The organism is Lysinibacillus zambalensis, from assembly GCF_040183165.1.
Taxonomy (GTDB): domain Bacteria; phylum Bacillota; class Bacilli; order Bacillales_A; family Planococcaceae; genus Lysinibacillus; species Lysinibacillus zambalensis.
On sequence record NZ_JBEGDG010000003.1, the window covers coordinates 304813 to 323330 of the forward strand.

An 18518-nucleotide genomic window follows, 5' to 3' on the forward strand; every position below is an offset into this window, starting at 1 on the left:
CAGTTGTCTCTAATTATATTGTATGCTGTTCTGTCATAAAATGAAAAGGATATACACCGTTTCACAGAAGTTATTTGAATTATTGAAATTGTAGTAAACTATTAAGCTAAAATCAAGTTTAACATACTTTACCGAAATATATGACTTTTCCCTATTATTTATTATACTCTATATAGATGGATTTTCATAAATAAAACACAAAAAAATAGATGTCACAATATGCTTGTTGCATATGTAACATCTAATACTTATTCTATGCAGAATACGGCAATATTAGTTCACCATACGCTGTGCTTCTTGCAGTTGATAAGCACGAACCTTACGAGGTAGGAAACGGCGAATTTCATCCTCGTTGTAGCCGACCTGTAAACGTTTCTCATCTAAAATAATGGGACGACGTAATAGACCTGGATATTCTTGAATTAATTCATACAAACGTTGTAATGGCAAGCTTTCCACATCAACATTTAATTTCTGGAAAATTTTTGATCGAGTCGAAATAATTTCATCCGTACCATCTTCTGTCATACGCAAAATTTCTTTAATTTCACTAATGCTTAATGGTTCAGAAAATATATTACGTTCTGTATATGGGATTTCATGCTCCTCTAACCATGCTTTAGCTTTTCGGCAAGACGTACAACTTGGTGATGTAAATAAAGTTACTATCATACTGACACATCCTTTCCTTTTAATCATTATCTATACTAGTGTGTTAAATTAGAATTAATTTAATGTAAATATACATACCATTATACAGTACTCTGTGATGTTTGAATATAGTTCCAATAAAAAAAGAATAACCATTTGACATGAAATTTTCTATTTATTCACATAAACTTCAAAGTAGTTACTTCTTGAGATGTATAATGAACTACTACTAATATTCCCATTCGCAGAGCAATTTAAACATCCACTGCTTGATTGTTTTTGTTCTCATTTAAGAATTTTAAACGAGAATACTGTCAATTCTGTGTGTACAAATATAGACGTATATTTACTAATATCGGTTGCATTTCCAAATAAATAGATTGTTACCATAACGTGCGGTTGATATCCGTTCCGACCAGACGCTTTCTTAGGGGCGTCCGATGAGCCGCTTGGGCCAACAGATATATATGGAATGTGTTTTAACAAATGTCATCCGCAACTTTTGGTGATGAGCCACACCTTAAAATAATTTAAGATATCGCTGTAATGCTTTTCGCTTTCGACAGAAAACATTTATTGCTAAACTGAAATATAAAAGCAGCAAAAGTAGCATATAACTTTTTCCCGAGAAAAAACACCGCCAAAAGTCTGACTTTACACACTTGCTTTTCACCGAGCCTTTATAATATAATTTTTTGCAATAAATCAATTCTGTCTTTGGTGAATTCACCTCGCCATCTACGCAGATGGAAGATAGGTATTGAGCTAAAAAACGCTGACGAAGAGTAGTACATTTGCCTTTTACACGTTTAGAGAGTCTGTGGTCGCTGCAAACAGATCGTGTAAGCATTTGGAATGGACTTCCGAGTTAGCTTTGTGAACGTCTTAGTTTCTTATTTAAGTCTATTAGCAAAGCTCGTCCCTTCACGTTACGAAGAAGAGTGGCCGTTTTAGGCAAGCTGGGTGGTACCACGGATTCAAACATCATTCGTCCCTTCATTAGAAAACTAATGAGGACGCATGATGTTTTTTATTTTGGTTCATCACCAAAAATTGTGAATGACTTTTATTAGAACGTCTACTATGAAAAAGTTGATTGTAGTGGAGACTGGGCAACTCCTTGGGGATCAGCGATAGAGGAACGAAGGCTAAAACCATCACGTCCTGTGATAACGCCTTCGTGACCAACATCATGCCGCTGTCGCTACGTTAGCACTACGCTTTCGCGCAAAAAAACATCTGTTGGCCCAAACGGCTCATCGGACGCCCCCAGGAAGCTCTGCTCTGCGCGAAAGCGAAGCGGCAGCAACAAATGTTTTAACTGTGCGAAAGCGTAGCGGCAGCAACAACAAATGTTTTCTGTAGCGAAAGCAAAGCGGCAGCTACAAAGCGCCCAGTCGGAACGGAAATCAACCACACGTTTTGGTGATGACTTTCCATTTTGGTATTTATGTAAAAATAAGGGATGGAATTCAAGGAGGAAATGACAATGACAACTATTTTTTCAGGCGTACAGCCAACAGGTATCGTTACTTTAGGGAACTATTTAGGAGCATTTAAGCAATTCCCTGCATTACAAGATGAAGGTGATGCTGTTTATTGTATCGTCGATCAGCATGCCATAACAGTGGCTCAAGATCCAAAAGAATTACGTCAAAATATTCGCAATCTAGCAGCAACGTATATTGCTACAGGCATCGACCCTAAAAAATCGACATTATTTATTCAATCAGAAGTACCAGCTCACGCACAGGCAGGCTGGATGTTACAATGTGTTGCATCGATTGGTGAGCTTGAACGTATGACACAATTTAAAGATAAATCGCACGGTAAGGAAAGCGTATCTGCCGCTCTTTTAACATATCCACCATTGATGGCAGCAGACATCCTTTTGTATAACACAAACATCGTTCCTGTCGGTGATGATCAGAAGCAGCATATTGAGCTTACTCGTGATCTAGCAGAGCGTTTTAACAAACGTTATGGTGACGTTTTAACGATTCCTGAAATTCAATTACCTAAAGCAGGAGCTCGTATCAAATCACTACAAGAACCTACAAAGAAAATGAGTAAATCTGATCCAAATACAAAAGCAACAATCAAGCTTTTAGATTCAGCGAAAGATATTGAGAAAAAAATTAAATCTGCTGTTACTGACTCTGATGGTATTGTGGCATTCGATGTGGAAAATAAACCTGGTGTTTCTAATTTACTAACAATCGAATCTGCCATTTCGGGCGTATCTATTGACGATCTTGTAAAAAAATACGAGGGCATTGGCTATGGTGGTTTCAAGCAAGGTGTTGCAGCAACGGTTATTGATCACCTGACACCAATTCAAGAGAAATTCTATCACTTGGTAGAATCATCAGAATTAGACATCATTTTGGATGAAGGTGCTGAAAAGGCAAATGCTATTGCTAGTGCTACATTAAAACGCATGGAAGAAGCAATGGGCCTTGGTCGTGCACGTCGCTAAGAATAAAGCTTTAACGTGAAATGAAGAAATGCTATAGCATTGTTGAAATTTATCGAAAGAGCTTGGCCAAAAAAAGAGAGTAATTTAAGCGTTACATCTTATCCTTGTTTATCGTTTTATCATAACCAAGATCAAGCACAACAGCACATAATACAACGGCTGATCCAATTGCCACATAAAATGCTGTTGTCTGTGCCATAAATTTAAAAACAACTGTCCAGGTATATCCGAGTGTCCGATAATTCAAATACAATATGAGATTCCCAACGGAGAGAATCAATAAGCCGTAGCTCATTAAAAATAAAAAGAGTCGGAACAAGTTAAGGGCATCCTCTCTATTTTTTCTTTATTATCATCTATTCATAAAACTATAAAAAAAGACGTCAGCCACTTAAATTAGGCTGACGTTTTTTATGTTGTTTAAAAACTAGTATGTCAATAAAAGTACTGTCTGTTTATGCTTAATAAATTTTATCATATCAAAAGTAACACTATGTTTCTAACCATAATTGGAATAATTGAATTAATTGTCATAATAGACTAATAGCAGTGAAGCTATTTTACGCCGGTTATTATCGCTGTTATGTTTTCGCATATAAAGGCATGTTGCTGCAGAGTGGTTGGTCTTCGTTCCGACTGGGCGACTCCTTGGGGATTAGCGATAGAGGAACGAAGGCTAAAACCATCACGTCCTGTGATAACGCCTTCGTGACCAACATCATGCCGCTGTCGCTACGTTAGCACTACGCTTTCGCGCAAAAAACATCTATTGGCCCAAGCGGCTCATCGGACGCGCCCAGTCGGAACAGAAATCAACCCCTCGTTTTGCAGAAGAGCCTTACTTTATTTAATATGACGACATCTTAATTAACCGCCCGTAAAAGCCCGAACACTAAAAAATCAGCGGGAGATGAAGCTCCCACTGATTATAGTTTTACTTTATTATTCCTCGATTTTTTTGAATAGTAGACTTGCGTTGTGTCCACCAAACCCAAGTGAGTTACTCATAGCATATTGAATATCTACTTTTCGAGCTTCATTAGGCACATAATCTAAATCACATTCTGGATCTGCGTCTGTTAAATTAATTGTCGGTGGTAAAATACCTTCTTTAAGTGCAAGCGCTGTGAAAATAGCTTCTACACCACCAGCTGCACCTAATAAGTGACCTGTCATTGATTTTGTAGAACTCATTGCAAGCTTATAGGCATGTTCACCAAAAACAGTTTTTACTGCTTGTGTTTCAAATAAATCGTTATATGGTGTACTTGTTCCATGTGCATTAATATAGTCAACTTGTGAAGCTTCTACGCCGCCATCAGATAATGCTTGCATCATTGCACGAGAAGCACCTTCCCCTTCTGGAGCTGGAGCTGTAATATGATGTGCATCCCCTGTTGCACCATAACCAAGAACTTCTGCGTAAATTTTTGCACCGCGTGCTTTTGCGTGCTCATACTCTTCCAAAATAACAATACCAGCACCTTCACCGATAATGAAACCATCGCGATTTTTATCGAATGGACGGCAAGCTTTTTCTGGATCAGTGTTTAAAGATAATGCAGTATTAGCGCAGAAGCCTGCTACTGCCATCGTAACGATTGGCGACTCAGCACCGCCCGAAATCATAACATCTGCATCACCACGTTCAATTACTTTAAAAGCATCCCCAATAGAGTTTGTACCTGAAGCACAAGCAGTTACTGAACAAGAGTTAATGCCCTTTGCACCAAAGTGAATCGACACTTGGCCTGAAGCCATATCTGGAATCATCATTGGAATAAAGAATGGACTTACTCTTCTTGCTCCACGCTCTTGGAAAGTTAAAAATTGTTGTTCATATGTTTCCATACCGCCGATGCCAGAGCCAATCCAGACACCTGCACGTGGTGCTAGCTCTTCATCGATTGTTAATTGTGCATCTTCCATCGCCATGATAGATGCCGCTAAAGCATACTGTGTAAAGCGATCCATTTTACGAGCTTCTTTACGTTCGATATACTTTTCGATATTAAAATCCTTCACTTCAGCAGCAACTTTTGCTGCGAAAAGATCTTTATTTAAACGCGTTAATTCGCCAACGCCAGATTTTCCAGCTTTAATGTTAGTCCATGTTTCTTCGATGCTATTTCCTAGTGGTGTAACTGCGCCAATTCCTGTAATTACTACTCGTCGTTTACTCATTGTATTACTCCCCTCAAGCATTTTTCGTTTTTATTTTCCCCATCTCATTGTAACGGCGCCCCATGTTAAGCCACCGCCAAATCCAACAAGTACTACTAAATCATCATCTTTTATCTTACCTGCTTCAAGCTCATCTACCAAGGAAATACCAATAGATGCCGCAGACGTATTCCCATATTTGTGAATCGTTTTTGACATTTTTTCCGGTGGTAGCTCTAGACGCTCACGCGCTGATTCCATAATTCGAATATTTGCCTGATGCGGCACTAAAAAATCTACGTCTTCTTTTGTTAAACCTGCTTTTTCTAAAACGTTCATTGCAGATTCACCCATTTGACGAACGGCGAATTTAAATACTTCACGTCCATTCATAGCGATTGTATCCTGCTGTGTTAAATACAAATTCTTTCCACCTGTACCGTCAGCACCAAGTTCAAATGATAAAATACCTCTACCTTCTGATACTGGACCAATAATTGCTGCACTTGAACCGTCACCGAATAATACAGCGGTATTACGATCTTCCCAGTCAAGTACTTTCGACAGCTTTTCAACACCTACTACTAAGACATATTTATAAGCATTTGATTCTACAAATTGCTTTGCCGTCACTAAACTATATATAAACCCTGCACAAGCAGCCGCTTGGTCCATCGCTGCTGCATTAACTGCTCCAATTTGCTCCTGAACCATACATGCGACACTTGGAAAATTTTGATCTTGTGTTACTGTTGCTACAAGGATTAAGCCTATTTCTTCTGGTGAGATTCCCGCTTTTGCAATAGCTTCTTTTGCTGCAGCTACTGCTAAATCTGAAGTTTCCTGATCATCAGCAGCAAAATGACGTTGCTCAATCCCTGTGCGAGTTCGAATCCATTCATCCGAAGTATCCATTATTTTTTCTAAATCAAAATTCGTAACGACCTTCTCCGGAACGTATTTAGCAATTCCTAAAATACCAGCGTTCATTTAGCAACCCCTCTGCTTTCTTACTATCAATTATTAGTAACTGGTCATAATTATAACTCATAATGACGGAGAGGCGCAAGATGAATTAAATTTAACGTTCCTCTTCACCATAACGTGGGGTTGATTTCTATTCCAACTTGGGGCATCTGATAAGCTCTATTGCATCGCTCAGTCTCCACTCCAATCAACTTATATACATGGCCTACAATTTAACAAATGTCATCTCCCACTTTTAGAGCTAATGCAAGAAAAAGCATATTTTGGGGGATAAGTGAGGTTGAAAAATAATGGCGGTTAATGAAAAAAAGCTGCAAATAAATTTGCAGCTTTGGCCTAACAATTATTAACAAATATTATCAACAACGTAAAAGTCGATATCGCAAAAAGATGAAGGGTGGCTCTCGCATGAATCTGCGTACTTCCAATCTATTCTCTAATAGGTCGTTAAGGATCTTGTTCTCTTTGGAACACTTAATGCTCTGAAGAAATCGCTTGATGAGTTGCAGTACAGAAGGTTTCAAACGACTTGTTGTACGTTTCTTTTTGTTAGGTTTGCTACCGTAGTTGTGTCAACGTAATCACTGATGCTTTAATCGTCTGGTGTTGCGGTGGTGTTTTTGGTTCAATAAACAACGTTGAGTAATACGCATCCGCAATGGTAATCAAGTAAATCACAAAAAGTAATCGTTTCATTCAATAGTTCAAAAATTCATTTCTCCCTTTTTTATCAATTCGAACTGTCTAGTTATAATACGAATGATACGTACAAAAGTTTCAAATTAAATATGACCAACGCACAGATGACCCCCATAAGCTACTTCGGAATGAAATAACTTAGATCTTAAACATTCGTTGCCTTTTAACGTCTTTAATAATTTCTTTAAAAAATCCCTCTATTTATATTTCCATTTATTCCTATCATCTCTCGAGACATATAAAAAGCCACACCTGAATTGCCTAAAATAACTCTTCAAACTCATAATGAAGAACAGGTGCAAGATGAATTAAAATTAATGCTTTGACGGGGCTTGAAACACTTCTACACGCTACGACACACAAGCATTTGTGACGTCTTTGAATTTCAGTGATGTATTGAAATCGCATTAAAAATAAAAAAAATGTTGTTGTTGTGACAAATTCGCCATGTTTCACAGAAAAGGTTCTTTTTTTTTCGATTTATGTTATGATATGATAATGAATATGTAGTAAAATCTTATGATATAAAAAAGTTCGGTTGAGGTGAAATTAATGCGATATATCGTAACATTCATATGGTCATTCCTACTAGTTTCAATGTTAAACTACGTAGTAGGCTCTGTACTTGGTGCAGAATTTGATATCGATACTGCTATTGTTACATCAGTTGTATTTACAATTCTTGTTTTCATTATCGGTGCAATTATTCCAAACGAGTCAACTCCAGAAGCAGCAGACAATCATTAATTCAACTAGAAAAAACCTGTTTCGCTTAATGCGGAACAGGTTTTTTTTGTTATTTTTCAACGACACATTGACCATCATGCATTTTAATGTGTAATGTTTCTCCTGGTAATACTTCACCTCGAAGCAATTCTTTTGCAACTGCAGTTTCAATATATCGTTGTACGAAGCGTTTTAATGGTCTTGCGCCGAACTGAGCATCTGCTCCTTGTTCTACAACCCAATCAACTACATTTTGTTCTACTTGTAAAGTAATGTCTTGCTCAGCAACTCGTTTGACAAGCTGTTCGATATATTTCCATGCAATGGCTGTAAAATGCTCATCTGATAGTGCATGGAACATAATAATATCATCCATACGATTTAACAGCTCTGGTTTAAAATGTTGACGCAGTGCAGCCATCACTAAATCCTCAACAGCAACATCATCTTCTTTTGCTTCCATTAAATAGCTTGAGCCAATGTTAGAAGTTAAAATGACCACTGTGTTCGTAAAGTTAACCATACGCCCCTGGCTATCAGTAATGCGACCATCATCTAAAATTTGTAGTAAAATATTTGCGACATCCGGATGGGCCTTTTCAATTTCATCTAATAATACAACTGAATACGGATTTCGGCGAACAGCTTCTGTTAATTGCCCACCTTCCTCATAGCCAACATAGCCTGGAGGTGCCCCTACAAGACGCGATACGCTATGTTTCTCCATATATTCACTCATATCAATGCGAATAAAATGATCCTCAGAATCAAACAATTGTGCCGCTAGTGCCTTCGCAAGCTCTGTTTTACCAACTCCCGTTGGTCCTAGGAATAAAAAGCTACCAATTGGTCGATGCGGATCTTTTATACCTGCTCGAGCACGCCATACCGCTTCTGTAACAAGTTGTACTGCATTATCTTGTCCGATTACACGCTCATGCAATGTATCTTTTAAGCGCAATAATTTTTCTCGCTCACCTTCTACTAATTTCGTCACTGGTATTCCTGTCCAGCGCGAAACGATTGATGCAATTTCATCAGCTGTTACCTCCTCACGCAAAATACGTGATTCCGTACCATTTTCTAATTGTTTTTCCATCTCTTGAATGTCCTTTTCAAGTGTAGGAATTTTCCCATGACGTAGTTCAGCTGCTTTATTTAAATCATATTTACTTTCTGCTTCATCTAAGTCACGGCGGTATTTATCAAGTTTTTCACGTTTTTTCTGAATACCGTGTAACGCTTCTTTTTCGGTTTCCCATTGTTTACGCATGCCCTCAGAGGATTCTTTGAGCTTTGTTAATTCCTCACTGAGTTGCTCTAGACGTTTTTTACTCGCCTCGTCTTTTTCATTACGCAATGCTTGCTCCTCAATTTCAAGTTGCATAATACGGCGCGTTACCGCATCCAATTCCTGTGGCATGGAATCAATTTCTGTTCGAATCATCGCACATGCTTCATCGATTAAATCGATTGCCTTATCTGGCAAGAAACGCTCTGTAATATAGCGATTTGAAAGCCCCGCTGCCGCTACGATCGCACGGTCATGAATACGTACCGCATGATGCAACTCAAAGCGCTCTTTCAAGCCTCGTAAAATGGAAACTGTATCTTCAATAGACGGCTCTCGTACAAGCACCTGCTGGAAACGACGCTCTAAAGCAGGATCTTTTTCAATATACATACGGTATTCATCTAATGTTGTAGCCCCGATACAATGTAGCTCACCTCGTGCAAGCATTGGTTTTAGCATATTCCCAGCGTCCATTGCACCATCCGTTTTACCCGCACCAACAATTGTATGAATTTCATCGATAAATAAAATGATGCGTCCCTCTGATTCTTTTACTTCTTTTAATACACCTTTCAAGCGCTCTTCAAATTGGCCACGATAACTAGCACCTGCTATTAAAGCACTCATATCCAACTCATACAGTACGCAATCTTTTAACCCCTCAGGAACATCGCCCTTTACTATACGTTGAGCTAACCCTTCTACAATAGCTGTTTTACCAACCCCAGGCTCCCCTATTAAGACAGGATTATTTTTCGTTTTGCGTGTTAAAATACGAATGACATTACGAATTTCTTCGTCACGACCGATAACCGGATCCATTTTACCGTTTTTAACTTCTTCTATTAAATTACGTCCAAATTGTTCTAATGGTTTTTTGTCATTTGTTTGTTGAAATTGCATATTTAGCACTCCTTTTTAATAATGTTAAGCGGAATCCCGTTTGCCATTCTATTTCACAGAAAATGTTTGACCTTTTTTGACTAACTTTATTTTACAACACTCGACAAATCAGAGCAAAGAATTAGCCCTAAAAATTCTTCACTTATTACTGGAAAATTACGTTATAATGAAATTGTATTTCTTAAATTTAGTAAATTGCTCACCTAATTTTGTAATAATTAAACAATTTTTACAAAAAAGAAAGAGATGTGTTAAAGAAATGACTATTATGGATAATATACAAGAGAAATTTCACGATCTTTTTCAAAAGCACGGTGTTTTTATTAAAGTGAATAAGGATAGTAAAATCTTTTTAGAGGGCGAACGTGCGAAAGAAATTTATTATATAAAAACAGGAGCTATCTCGATTAGTCAGGAAACGGAGAATGGGAAGGAATTAACCATTCGTATTTGTGGTCCAGATAGCATCATTGGAGAAAGCTCATTATTTTGCAACTTTACGTATAATTCGATGACCGCTAAAGTACTAGAGCCCTCCAGTTTATATGTTCTTAGCCTCGAAACATTAGAACTTTTACTAGTGGAACAACCTATTTTAATGGTGGAATATATGAAGTGGTTGCAAACAGAAAATTTAAAGCATCAAAGCCGTTTGCGTGATTTGATTTTAAATGGGAAAAAGGGCGCTTTATTTTCAACGCTTATCCGTCTTTCCAATACTTATGGGAAGCCGTTAGAAAATGACACTATTTATATTGACTTTCCGTTAACACATACAGAGATCGCTAATTTATGTGCGACGAGTCGAGAGATGATTAATCGCATGCTGAATGACTTAAAGAAGCACAATATTATATCTTTTGAAAAAGGTTATATAACCATTCACGATCTACAATTTTTAAAGGATGAAATCGCCTGTGAAAATTGCCCGTTACAAATATGTCGTATTGATTAATACACTTACATACGAAATCCCCGCTTATGAGTTATAAGCGGGGATTCTGTGTTCTATTGAAATAATTATGGCTCTTTTGCAAAGCTAGGGGTTGATTTCCGCTCCAGGCTACTCGCTTTCCTGTGGGCGAGCGTCGAGCCGCTTCCTTCGCTCCGCTCAGTCCAGGGTCTCGCCTGTCTCGCTTTTCCACGGGAGTCGAGTAGCCTTCCACTCCAATCAGCGATAGCGTAGAACTTTTATAAATTTTATATGTATTTCAAAATTGGACACTATGACGACGCATCATAATTGAACAACTTATAGCAATAACGCGATTGTATATCTTCGTTTTCCGCAGACAAACCCTTTTGCTAAAGTAGTGTTTTTGTTCATTGGAAGCTGGATGTCGATAAAAATGAATAGAAGGGTGATGAAAAGTGAAAGTTTATCGATAAAATTTAAAAGTTTGGCGATAATTCCAGAAAGTGTTTCGATAAAACTAAAAAGTTGGAATCATTTTGTTAAAACGTATGCTATGTGAATCAGTTGATTGGAGTGGAGACTGGGCGACTCCTTGGGGATCAGCAATAGAGGAACTGAGGCTAAAAGCATCACATCCTGTGATAACGCCTCCGTGACCAACATCGTGTTGGCCCGAGACCCTGGAGCGAGCACCGCGAATGAAGCGGCTCATCGGACGCCCCCAGGAAGCTTTGCTCTGTGCGAAAGCGTAGTGCTAACGTAGCGGCAGCAACAAAGCGCCCAATCGGAACGGAAATCAACCACTCATTTTGCCAAATAACCCTTTATATAACACCATAATTTTTTGACACAATAGTTTTAAACAGCAAAAATCCCCGCTTAGAGTTATAAGCAGGGATTTTTTATTGCGCATTAAGCAGAGTTAGCGTACACCTAATGCCATTTTTGCATAGCGTGACATTCTATCTTTTGACCAAGGTGGATTCCATACAATATTTACATTTGTACTTTTTACCTCTGGAAGCTCACCTAATGCTGTATTCACTTGATCAACAATAACAGGTCCCATTGGGCAGCCCATAGACGTTAACGTCATTGTAACGGTTGCTGCGCCCTCTTCATCTAACTCTACATCATATACTAAACCTAAGTTGACGATATCAATACCAAGCTCAGGGTCAATTACATTTTCTAATGCACCGAACATGCTGTCTTTCATATCTTGATCCATCTGTATTTCTCCTTTCGTCACAGTGTTAACTTAATCATAGCAGATGCATCTTATTATGCCAAATGCTGTGCAAGCCATTCAGTTGCTGCTAACATACCATCACGTGAGACAGCATGACCAGCTTTCTTATTAGCTAAAAATTTCAAGTTTTCTGGATTCGTTTCATAATATTTACGTAAAGTTAAATAAAAATCATATGTTTCCTTGAAAGGTACAGTTTTATCTAACTCCCCATGCCAAAATAGGACAGGTCGTTCTGCAAATTTGTCTGGTGTTAGGCTCACATCATATTTAGCTAGAAGCTCATTCGTTTGTTGTACTTCTTCTTCGGACATTGGCAAATTCACACCGTTTTTTGCGAATTGCTGTAATTGATACTCCGCTAATTTAGTGAAACTTGGTGCACCCATACAAACTGCTGCTGTCTTGATCCAATCATAGCGCTTTAAACAGCCTGATGTGACAATACCACCCATTGATGTACCAGCAATGCCAATTTCATCATTCAGTAATAATTTTTTATTCTTTAATTCATTATATAATTGTTCCACTTCATGAATAGAATTTAAAACAATATCCCAAAAATGTAAGCTCAATTGCATCTCAGTCAGGCCTTCACTACGGTCGCCATGTAATTTTGCATCTGGCAATAGGACACGCACCCCTCTGCCTACTAATTGATATGCATAATGTAAGTTATGTTCTTTTGCACTCGTGAAACCATGTAAAAAAATTACTACCGGGGTTTCTTCATTCATATTTTCCGTATGTATATGTAATAAAGGAATATTTCCCCACAATTCTTTCTCAACAATCATCTTTGTCACTCCCAACATTTGTCTCATCTTTATGTTAGCAAACTTTTTTCACTGTGACAAAATTTTGACGAATGGTTTACAAAACGATACTATTCAAATTATAAGAAAGGGGCAAAAAGCTATGAAACCGCATTTAATCGTTTTGGACTTAGATGGTACGTTATTAACGGATCAACAACAAATTTCAGCAAAAACTAAAAAAACATTATTGCAGGCAAAGGAGCAAGGCCATCAAGTTATGATTGCTACCGGTCGTCCTTATCGTGCGAGTGATCTTTATTATCACGAACTTGGCCTTACAACGCCCATCGTAAATTTTAATGGTGCTTACGTCCACCATCCTAAAAATGCTGCTTGGCAGACTAAGCATACTCCTATTGATTTAAGCGTAGTACATGATGTCGTCAATTCCATCAATAGCTATGAATATGAAAATATTATAGCGGAGGTTAAGGACGATATTTATGTTCATACAGAGAACTCACGGATTTTAAATATATTCAATATGGGGAATCCTAAAATTACTCATGGGAATCTCCATACCCATTTACTTGATAACCCTACTAGTTTGCTGATTCAAGCGAATGATGTGAATTCAATGATTATTCGTGACCATTTACAGGCTGTCCATGCAGAAGTCATTGAACATCGTCGTTGGGGTGCCCCACTTCACATTATTGAAATTGTTCGCCGTGGCTTAAATAAAGCAGTAGGGATCGCTCATGTAGCACAGGATTTAGGTATCCCACGCGAGCGTATTATTGCATTCGGTGACGAGGACAATGATTTAGAAATGATTGAATATGCCGGTATCGGTGTCGCAATGGGCAATGGCATCCCTGCTTTAAAAAACATTGCCAACGAAATTACGACAACCAATAATGACGATGGCATCGCTAAAATGCTTATCGAGCGTTTGAAACTATCTTAGTTAAATAAAAACACCCTATTTTTGGATCATCACCATAAGTTTTGGATGTCATTCATTAAAATGTAAGCCATCTATGAAAGGTCCGCGAAGTACGCCCAGTCGGACGGAAATCAACCACACGTTATGGTGATGAGCCCATTTTTCACTTTAACTTTCGAGTTAACAATACACTGAGTTGCAATTATACTGAAACACGATATGATAATATATCTATATAAAATTTTATTAGGAAGTAGTTTCGAGAAATATAGAGTGGAAATTGAAAACTCGACACGTGTTCACCTGTTATGTAGTATAGGTATTTGTAAACTTCTCATATAGAGTTAAAAGAATAATAAATTAGGGGGACAAATGATGAAAATTTTTACTGATAGTGGCTGTGATCTACCAAAGTCTTACTACGAAGAAAACAATATTGAACTTCTTCCACTACGAGTGCAATTAAACAATAATGAATATGATGATGTCATTTCGATTGATTCCAAAGAAATTTACGACGCTATTCGTCAAGGTGCTCGCCCAAAAACATCCCAAGTATCACCAGAGCTATTTCTCAATCATTTCGAAAATCTAGCGAAAAATGAAGAAGAAGGAATCTATATTGCCTTTTCATCGGAATTATCAGGCACCTATAATACCGCTGTCATGATTCGCAATCAAGTACAGGAGCAATATCCATCCCTTAAATTAGCTATTATCGATTCTAAATGTGCTTCACTAGGTTTTGGCCTAGTAGTCGAAGAAGCCGTTCGCCTTCGAAATACAGGTGCTTCACTGGAAGAAATCGAAGCAAAAATTACAGCTCTTACCCCACAGATGGAGCACTTATTTACGGTGGAAGATTTAGATTACCTTGCTAAAGGTGGTCGTGTATCTAAGGCAAGCGCATTTCTTGGGGGGCTCCTAAGCATAAAACCCATCTTAAATGTAGAGGATGGTAAACTTGTCCCGATTGAAAAATCACGCGGACGTAAAAAAGCCATCGCTCGCATGTTAGATTTAATGCAGGCGCGCGGTGAAAATTTCTCTGAAAAAGTTGTTGGTATTAGCCATAGTGATGATGTGGAATTTGCCAACGAAGTAAAGGCTTCTATCCAAGAAAGATTTTCACCAAAAGCTATTCAAGTAACAATGATTGGTTCAGCTATTGGCTCACACGTAGGACCAGGTACAATTGCCATCTTCTTTACAAATAAAAGCTATCAAGCTTAACAAAAATCCCCTCCGCACTGAAAAGTGTTAAGGGGATTTTTCATTTTATCCTACTGGGATTAATTTAGAGCGTCTTGCTCTTTACGTCGTACTTTACCTCGTCTAATAATAACAACTACAAATCCTATGAATATTAACCATACTAATCCTAGTGCTACCATATAAGGTACATTTAATCCTTCATCATTTCTAACTTGATAAATCTCTACCATTTCGCGATTTAAAATAACTGGATAAACGTCTTTTTCATTAATACGAACTTTTTCTTCATGTATAATACCGTTTAGCATTTTACCTTCACCAAGCTGAGCAGGTGTTAAATCAACGCGTTGTGTTTCACTAGTATTATTAACCATGATGACCCATTTTTCTTTATCGGACGTACGTGTAAATACAAGTAGGCCATTTTCATTTGTGAGAACTTCAAAATCACCATTGCGTAATGTCTCAGATTTATTACGTAAAGATTGGACATTTTTAATATAGTCGATTAATTCTGTATCAGTTTTAAAGTTATATATTTGGTGCGTATCTGGCTTTTTTTCACCGTTCATTGCAATTTCTGTACCATATTGTACAACTGGAATTCCTGGCATCATAAATAAAGCACCCATCGCCATTTTCAAACGCGTTGGTGGGAACATATTTTCTGTTGCAGAATCAAATGTAAATCGATGCGTATCTAGCGAATCAATCATAATCTGAGTTGGTTTCTTACCTGTAATAGGCTCCATCAACTTAGTAGAATCCATATCAACATTTTTAAAGATATTACGGTAAATATCAGCTGAAGCTTTAGAAAAGCTTGCATCAAAGTTTGCATCACTTTCTTCATTTGAAATGACATAAAGTGATTTTTTCGTATCTTTTAATGCTTTAATTACTGCATTGATAAACTCTGTATCAGCACCAGCAATATTTGTTAAACGCACTCCACCAACATCGTATGTAGAGATAAAGTCTGTTGCTGATTTAACAAGTGCGTCTTGTACGTCTTTGTTTGTTAAGTCCCACTGTACTTGTCCATTATTTGTTGAAGCAATCCAGTCCTTTTTCGCTGAATCTTTTGCCCACTCATGATTCGGACTTACATTGTTTAATGGAAAATCAACCATGATCGATACGTTTTTAGCTTTATAGGCCTCAACGACACTTTGAAACTCCTCAGCTGTCCCAAAATGACGCTCAATTGAAGAGTAGCTCGTCGGCATCGATCCATCATATTTCTCAGTGGCAAAAATCGGGCCAATAGAAGCGATTGTAAAGCCCATCTCTCCGATAAATTTTAGTTTATCCTGTAAACCTGCAAAATCGCCTCCTGCAAATTTAGTAGCGTCTTGCGTATTTGTATCAAAATCGTTAGTGCCCGAACCATTAAAGAAACGGTCAACGAGTAAATCATAGATGCTTTCTTCTGCAATCGTTCTTGTCGGCGCTTCATCAGCATGTGCAACTGGTGTAGCACTCACTAATGAAGTTGCTAGTAAAAGCGATGCAGCTGTCGCACTTATCCACTTTTTGAATTTCACTTTAATTCCCTCTCTTTCAAACCAATCCTCCGTCATTTTACCAAATAAAATAGTCCCCTTGCTATCATTTCAAAATATTTTCCGAAAATGACAAAATGAATTACGGCAAAAAGGTGTCAACTTCTCCTTCAAATACAATTTATCGACTTGATCGTGGGACCTAAACAATTTCTCCTTCAAAAAAAAGCCGTGAAGCGATAACTTCACGACTTTTACAAAATTATGCTAAGAAATTTTGACCCATTGGTAATTTGAAACCTAGGAACAATGTAATCAATAAGAACACTGCAAATAAAATCCAAAACATACCAGTTGGTTTGTTTTTCTTTTGACGAACTAATACCATTTCCATCATACCAATGACTAAAATACCACCTATAAATTTAAAGCCATAGAGCATACCCATACCATAATCCATGCCTTTAATAAATAGTGCTCCACCAGTAATGATAATTAAAATGTAGAATAAACGTAATGTCATATGTAAGCCTTTTGACTGCTTGCCCATTAATGCCGCAATTAAAAAGATTACGATTGCAACTACCCAAGTAGTAATATGCAAATGCGTTTGGCTAGTTAAGAAACTCATTATTGTCCCACCTCATATTCTTTTTTCTATCAAACTCTATCCTACCATGTGATGGAAAGGGTTTCAAACATTACAATAGTGTTCATATAATATACATCAATTTTTCCTCGATATCATTGCATCCGGAGGCTTTAGGCCAACAAATGTCTTATGCGCGAAAGCGAAGCGACAGCAGCACAGATGTTGGTCACACAGTCGTTACCACAGGTCGCGGCGTTCTTAGACTGGGTTCCTCTATTTCAACGGATGTTTGGACCCAAATTAAAAATCCGCGGAGGTAAACTCACGCGGATTTGAAAAATTATTCAAAATGATTCACTAAAGTACCGATGCCTTGGATAGATACTTTTACAGTATCACCAGCTTTTAAGAATTGTGGCGGATTCATACCTTTGCCAACACCCGCTGGAGTCCCTGTTAAAATAACGTCACCTGGCTCTAATGTAACATGCTGAGATAAAATCGATACTAATGATTCTACAGTGAACATCATATCTTTTGTTGAGCCGTTTTGACGTACTTCGTCGTTCACTTTTGTAACGACTGTTAAATCTTGTGGATTCGGAATCTCATCTTTTGTTACAAGGTAAGGTCCAAGTGGACAAGTTCCATCCAAGCTTTTTCCTAAGAAGAATTGCTTATGTTTTTCTTGTAAATCACGAGCTGTTAGATCATTGGCAATCGTATAGCCAAATACATAATCGTATGCTAAGTTTTTCGGAATATTTTTACCACGTTTACCAATGACAACCGCTAATTCGCCTTCATAATCCATTTTAGATGAAAGATCGGCATGAATAGAAATTGTTTGGCCATCAGCAGCAATAGCAGTCGGAGATTTTGTAAATACCATTAAGTCTGTTGGAGCTGCTTCTGCACCCATTTCTTTAGCATGTTCATCATAGTTTTTCCCAATACACATAATGTTTTTTGGTGTGCGTGGAATCGGTGATAACCACTCGATCACTGTAAATTCGCGTTTGAAACTATTAGCACGGTCTGATTTTTCAGCGGCTTCTACTAATTTACGAATCTGTTCAACAAAATCAAAGCCTAGAGCAATGCCATCTACAATTGAACTTGAAAAAGAAGGGAGAACTTGAAGTTCATTTTGAATAGCGAGTACATCCCATACTGCTTCTTCTTTTTTTACTTTTGGTCCAAAGCTTACATGTCCACCTAATTTAAATGATAAAATTTTCATGATTTTCAGAGCTCCTTCTTTTTTTTACATAATACAACAAAATTATAGAAATTGCCTTACTTTTAAGAAAACTATTTTTATTCATAATAATTTGTAGGCACTTCACCATAACGTGTGGTTGATTTCCGTTCCGACTGGGCGCTTTGTAGCTGCCGCTTTGCTTTCGCTACAGAAAACATTTGTTGT

General features: G+C 37.7%; 14 protein-coding genes and 1 other annotated feature. Of the genes, 5 read left to right on the top strand and 9 right to left on the bottom strand.

Annotated elements, in window-relative coordinates; translation table 11 throughout:
• Positions 1-273 precede the first annotated feature (273 nt).
• On the bottom strand, positions 274-669 hold the full coding sequence (gene spxA / locus ABNX05_RS07100) for a transcriptional regulator SpxA (protein ID WP_024362527.1): 396 nt from the start codon (positions 667-669) through the stop codon (positions 274-276).
• 748 nt (positions 670-1417) lie between these two features.
• Positions 1418-1650, top strand: a binding site (T-box leader).
• A 490-nt stretch (positions 1651-2140) separates the two neighbouring features.
• Between spxA and trpS the strand changes: the two genes are divergently transcribed.
• Positions 2141-3130 (top strand): tryptophan--tRNA ligase, encoded by a 990-nt coding sequence (trpS, locus tag ABNX05_RS07105; protein ID WP_349659090.1) that lies wholly within the window; start codon positions 2141-2143, stop codon positions 3128-3130.
• Between the two features lie 942 nt (positions 3131-4072).
• On the opposite strand, the gene fabF is transcribed toward trpS, so the two are convergent.
• Both fabF and ABNX05_RS07115 read right to left on the bottom strand, forming a co-directional pair.
• On the bottom strand, positions 4073-5314 hold the full coding sequence (gene fabF / locus ABNX05_RS07110) for a beta-ketoacyl-ACP synthase II (RefSeq protein WP_349659091.1): 1242 nt from the start codon (positions 5312-5314) through the stop codon (positions 4073-4075).
• A 30-nt stretch (positions 5315-5344) separates the two neighbouring features.
• Positions 5345-6283, bottom strand: coding sequence for a beta-ketoacyl-ACP synthase III (locus ABNX05_RS07115; protein ID WP_349659092.1), 939 nt, complete (start codon positions 6281-6283; stop codon positions 5345-5347).
• Positions 6284-7531: 1248 nt separating this feature from the next.
• On the opposite strand from ABNX05_RS07115, the gene ABNX05_RS07120 reads away from it, so the two are divergent.
• Positions 7532-7726, top strand: coding sequence for a YjzD family protein (locus ABNX05_RS07120; protein ID WP_079559555.1), 195 nt, complete (start codon positions 7532-7534; stop codon positions 7724-7726).
• Positions 7727-7775: 49 nt separating this feature from the next.
• On the opposite strand, the gene ABNX05_RS07125 is transcribed toward ABNX05_RS07120, so the two are convergent.
• Complete coding sequence (locus tag ABNX05_RS07125) at positions 7776-9902, bottom strand: ATP-dependent Clp protease ATP-binding subunit (protein ID WP_349659093.1); 2127 nt, start codon at positions 9900-9902, stop codon at positions 7776-7778.
• A gap of 268 nt (positions 9903-10170) precedes the next feature.
• Between ABNX05_RS07125 and ABNX05_RS07130 the strand changes: the two genes are divergently transcribed.
• A complete protein-coding gene (locus ABNX05_RS07130; RefSeq protein ID WP_349659094.1) occupies positions 10171-10857 on the top strand; it encodes a Crp/Fnr family transcriptional regulator in 687 nt (228 codons plus the stop codon).
• Positions 10858-11740: 883 nt separating this feature from the next.
• Here the strand turns inward: ABNX05_RS07130 and ABNX05_RS07135 are convergent.
• Together ABNX05_RS07135 and ABNX05_RS07140 are read right to left on the bottom strand one after the other, a co-directional pair.
• Positions 11741-12049 (bottom strand): metal-sulfur cluster assembly factor, encoded by a 309-nt coding sequence (locus tag ABNX05_RS07135; protein ID WP_197139853.1) that lies wholly within the window; start codon positions 12047-12049, stop codon positions 11741-11743.
• A gap of 53 nt (positions 12050-12102) precedes the next feature.
• On the bottom strand, positions 12103-12867 hold the full coding sequence (locus ABNX05_RS07140) for a prolyl oligopeptidase family serine peptidase (protein ID WP_349659095.1): 765 nt from the start codon (positions 12865-12867) through the stop codon (positions 12103-12105).
• A 121-nt stretch (positions 12868-12988) separates the two neighbouring features.
• On the opposite strand from ABNX05_RS07140, the gene ABNX05_RS07145 reads away from it, so the two are divergent.
• Positions 12989-13798 (top strand): Cof-type HAD-IIB family hydrolase, encoded by an 810-nt coding sequence (locus tag ABNX05_RS07145; protein ID WP_349659096.1) that lies wholly within the window; start codon positions 12989-12991, stop codon positions 13796-13798.
• Between the two features lie 354 nt (positions 13799-14152).
• Positions 14153-15010, top strand: a complete 858-nt coding sequence (locus ABNX05_RS07150) for a DegV family protein (RefSeq protein ID WP_349659105.1) — start codon at positions 14153-14155, stop codon at positions 15008-15010.
• A gap of 59 nt (positions 15011-15069) precedes the next feature.
• On the opposite strand, the gene ABNX05_RS07155 is transcribed toward ABNX05_RS07150, so the two are convergent.
• The 3 genes from ABNX05_RS07155 to ABNX05_RS07165 form a co-directional block, all read right to left on the bottom strand.
• The gene (locus ABNX05_RS07155) at positions 15070-16575 is read right to left on the bottom strand and encodes an alpha-amylase family glycosyl hydrolase (protein ID WP_349659097.1); all 1506 of its coding nucleotides are present in this window, start codon (positions 16573-16575) and stop codon (positions 15070-15072) included.
• 184 nt (positions 16576-16759) lie between these two features.
• A complete protein-coding gene (locus tag ABNX05_RS07160; protein ID WP_349659098.1) occupies positions 16760-17128 on the bottom strand; it encodes a YisL family protein in 369 nt (122 codons plus the stop codon).
• A gap of 301 nt (positions 17129-17429) precedes the next feature.
• Entirely contained in the window at positions 17430-18332 is a 903-nt protein-coding gene (locus ABNX05_RS07165) for a fumarylacetoacetate hydrolase family protein (RefSeq protein ID WP_079559548.1), read from the bottom strand.
• Positions 18333-18518: the final 186 nt, after the last annotated feature.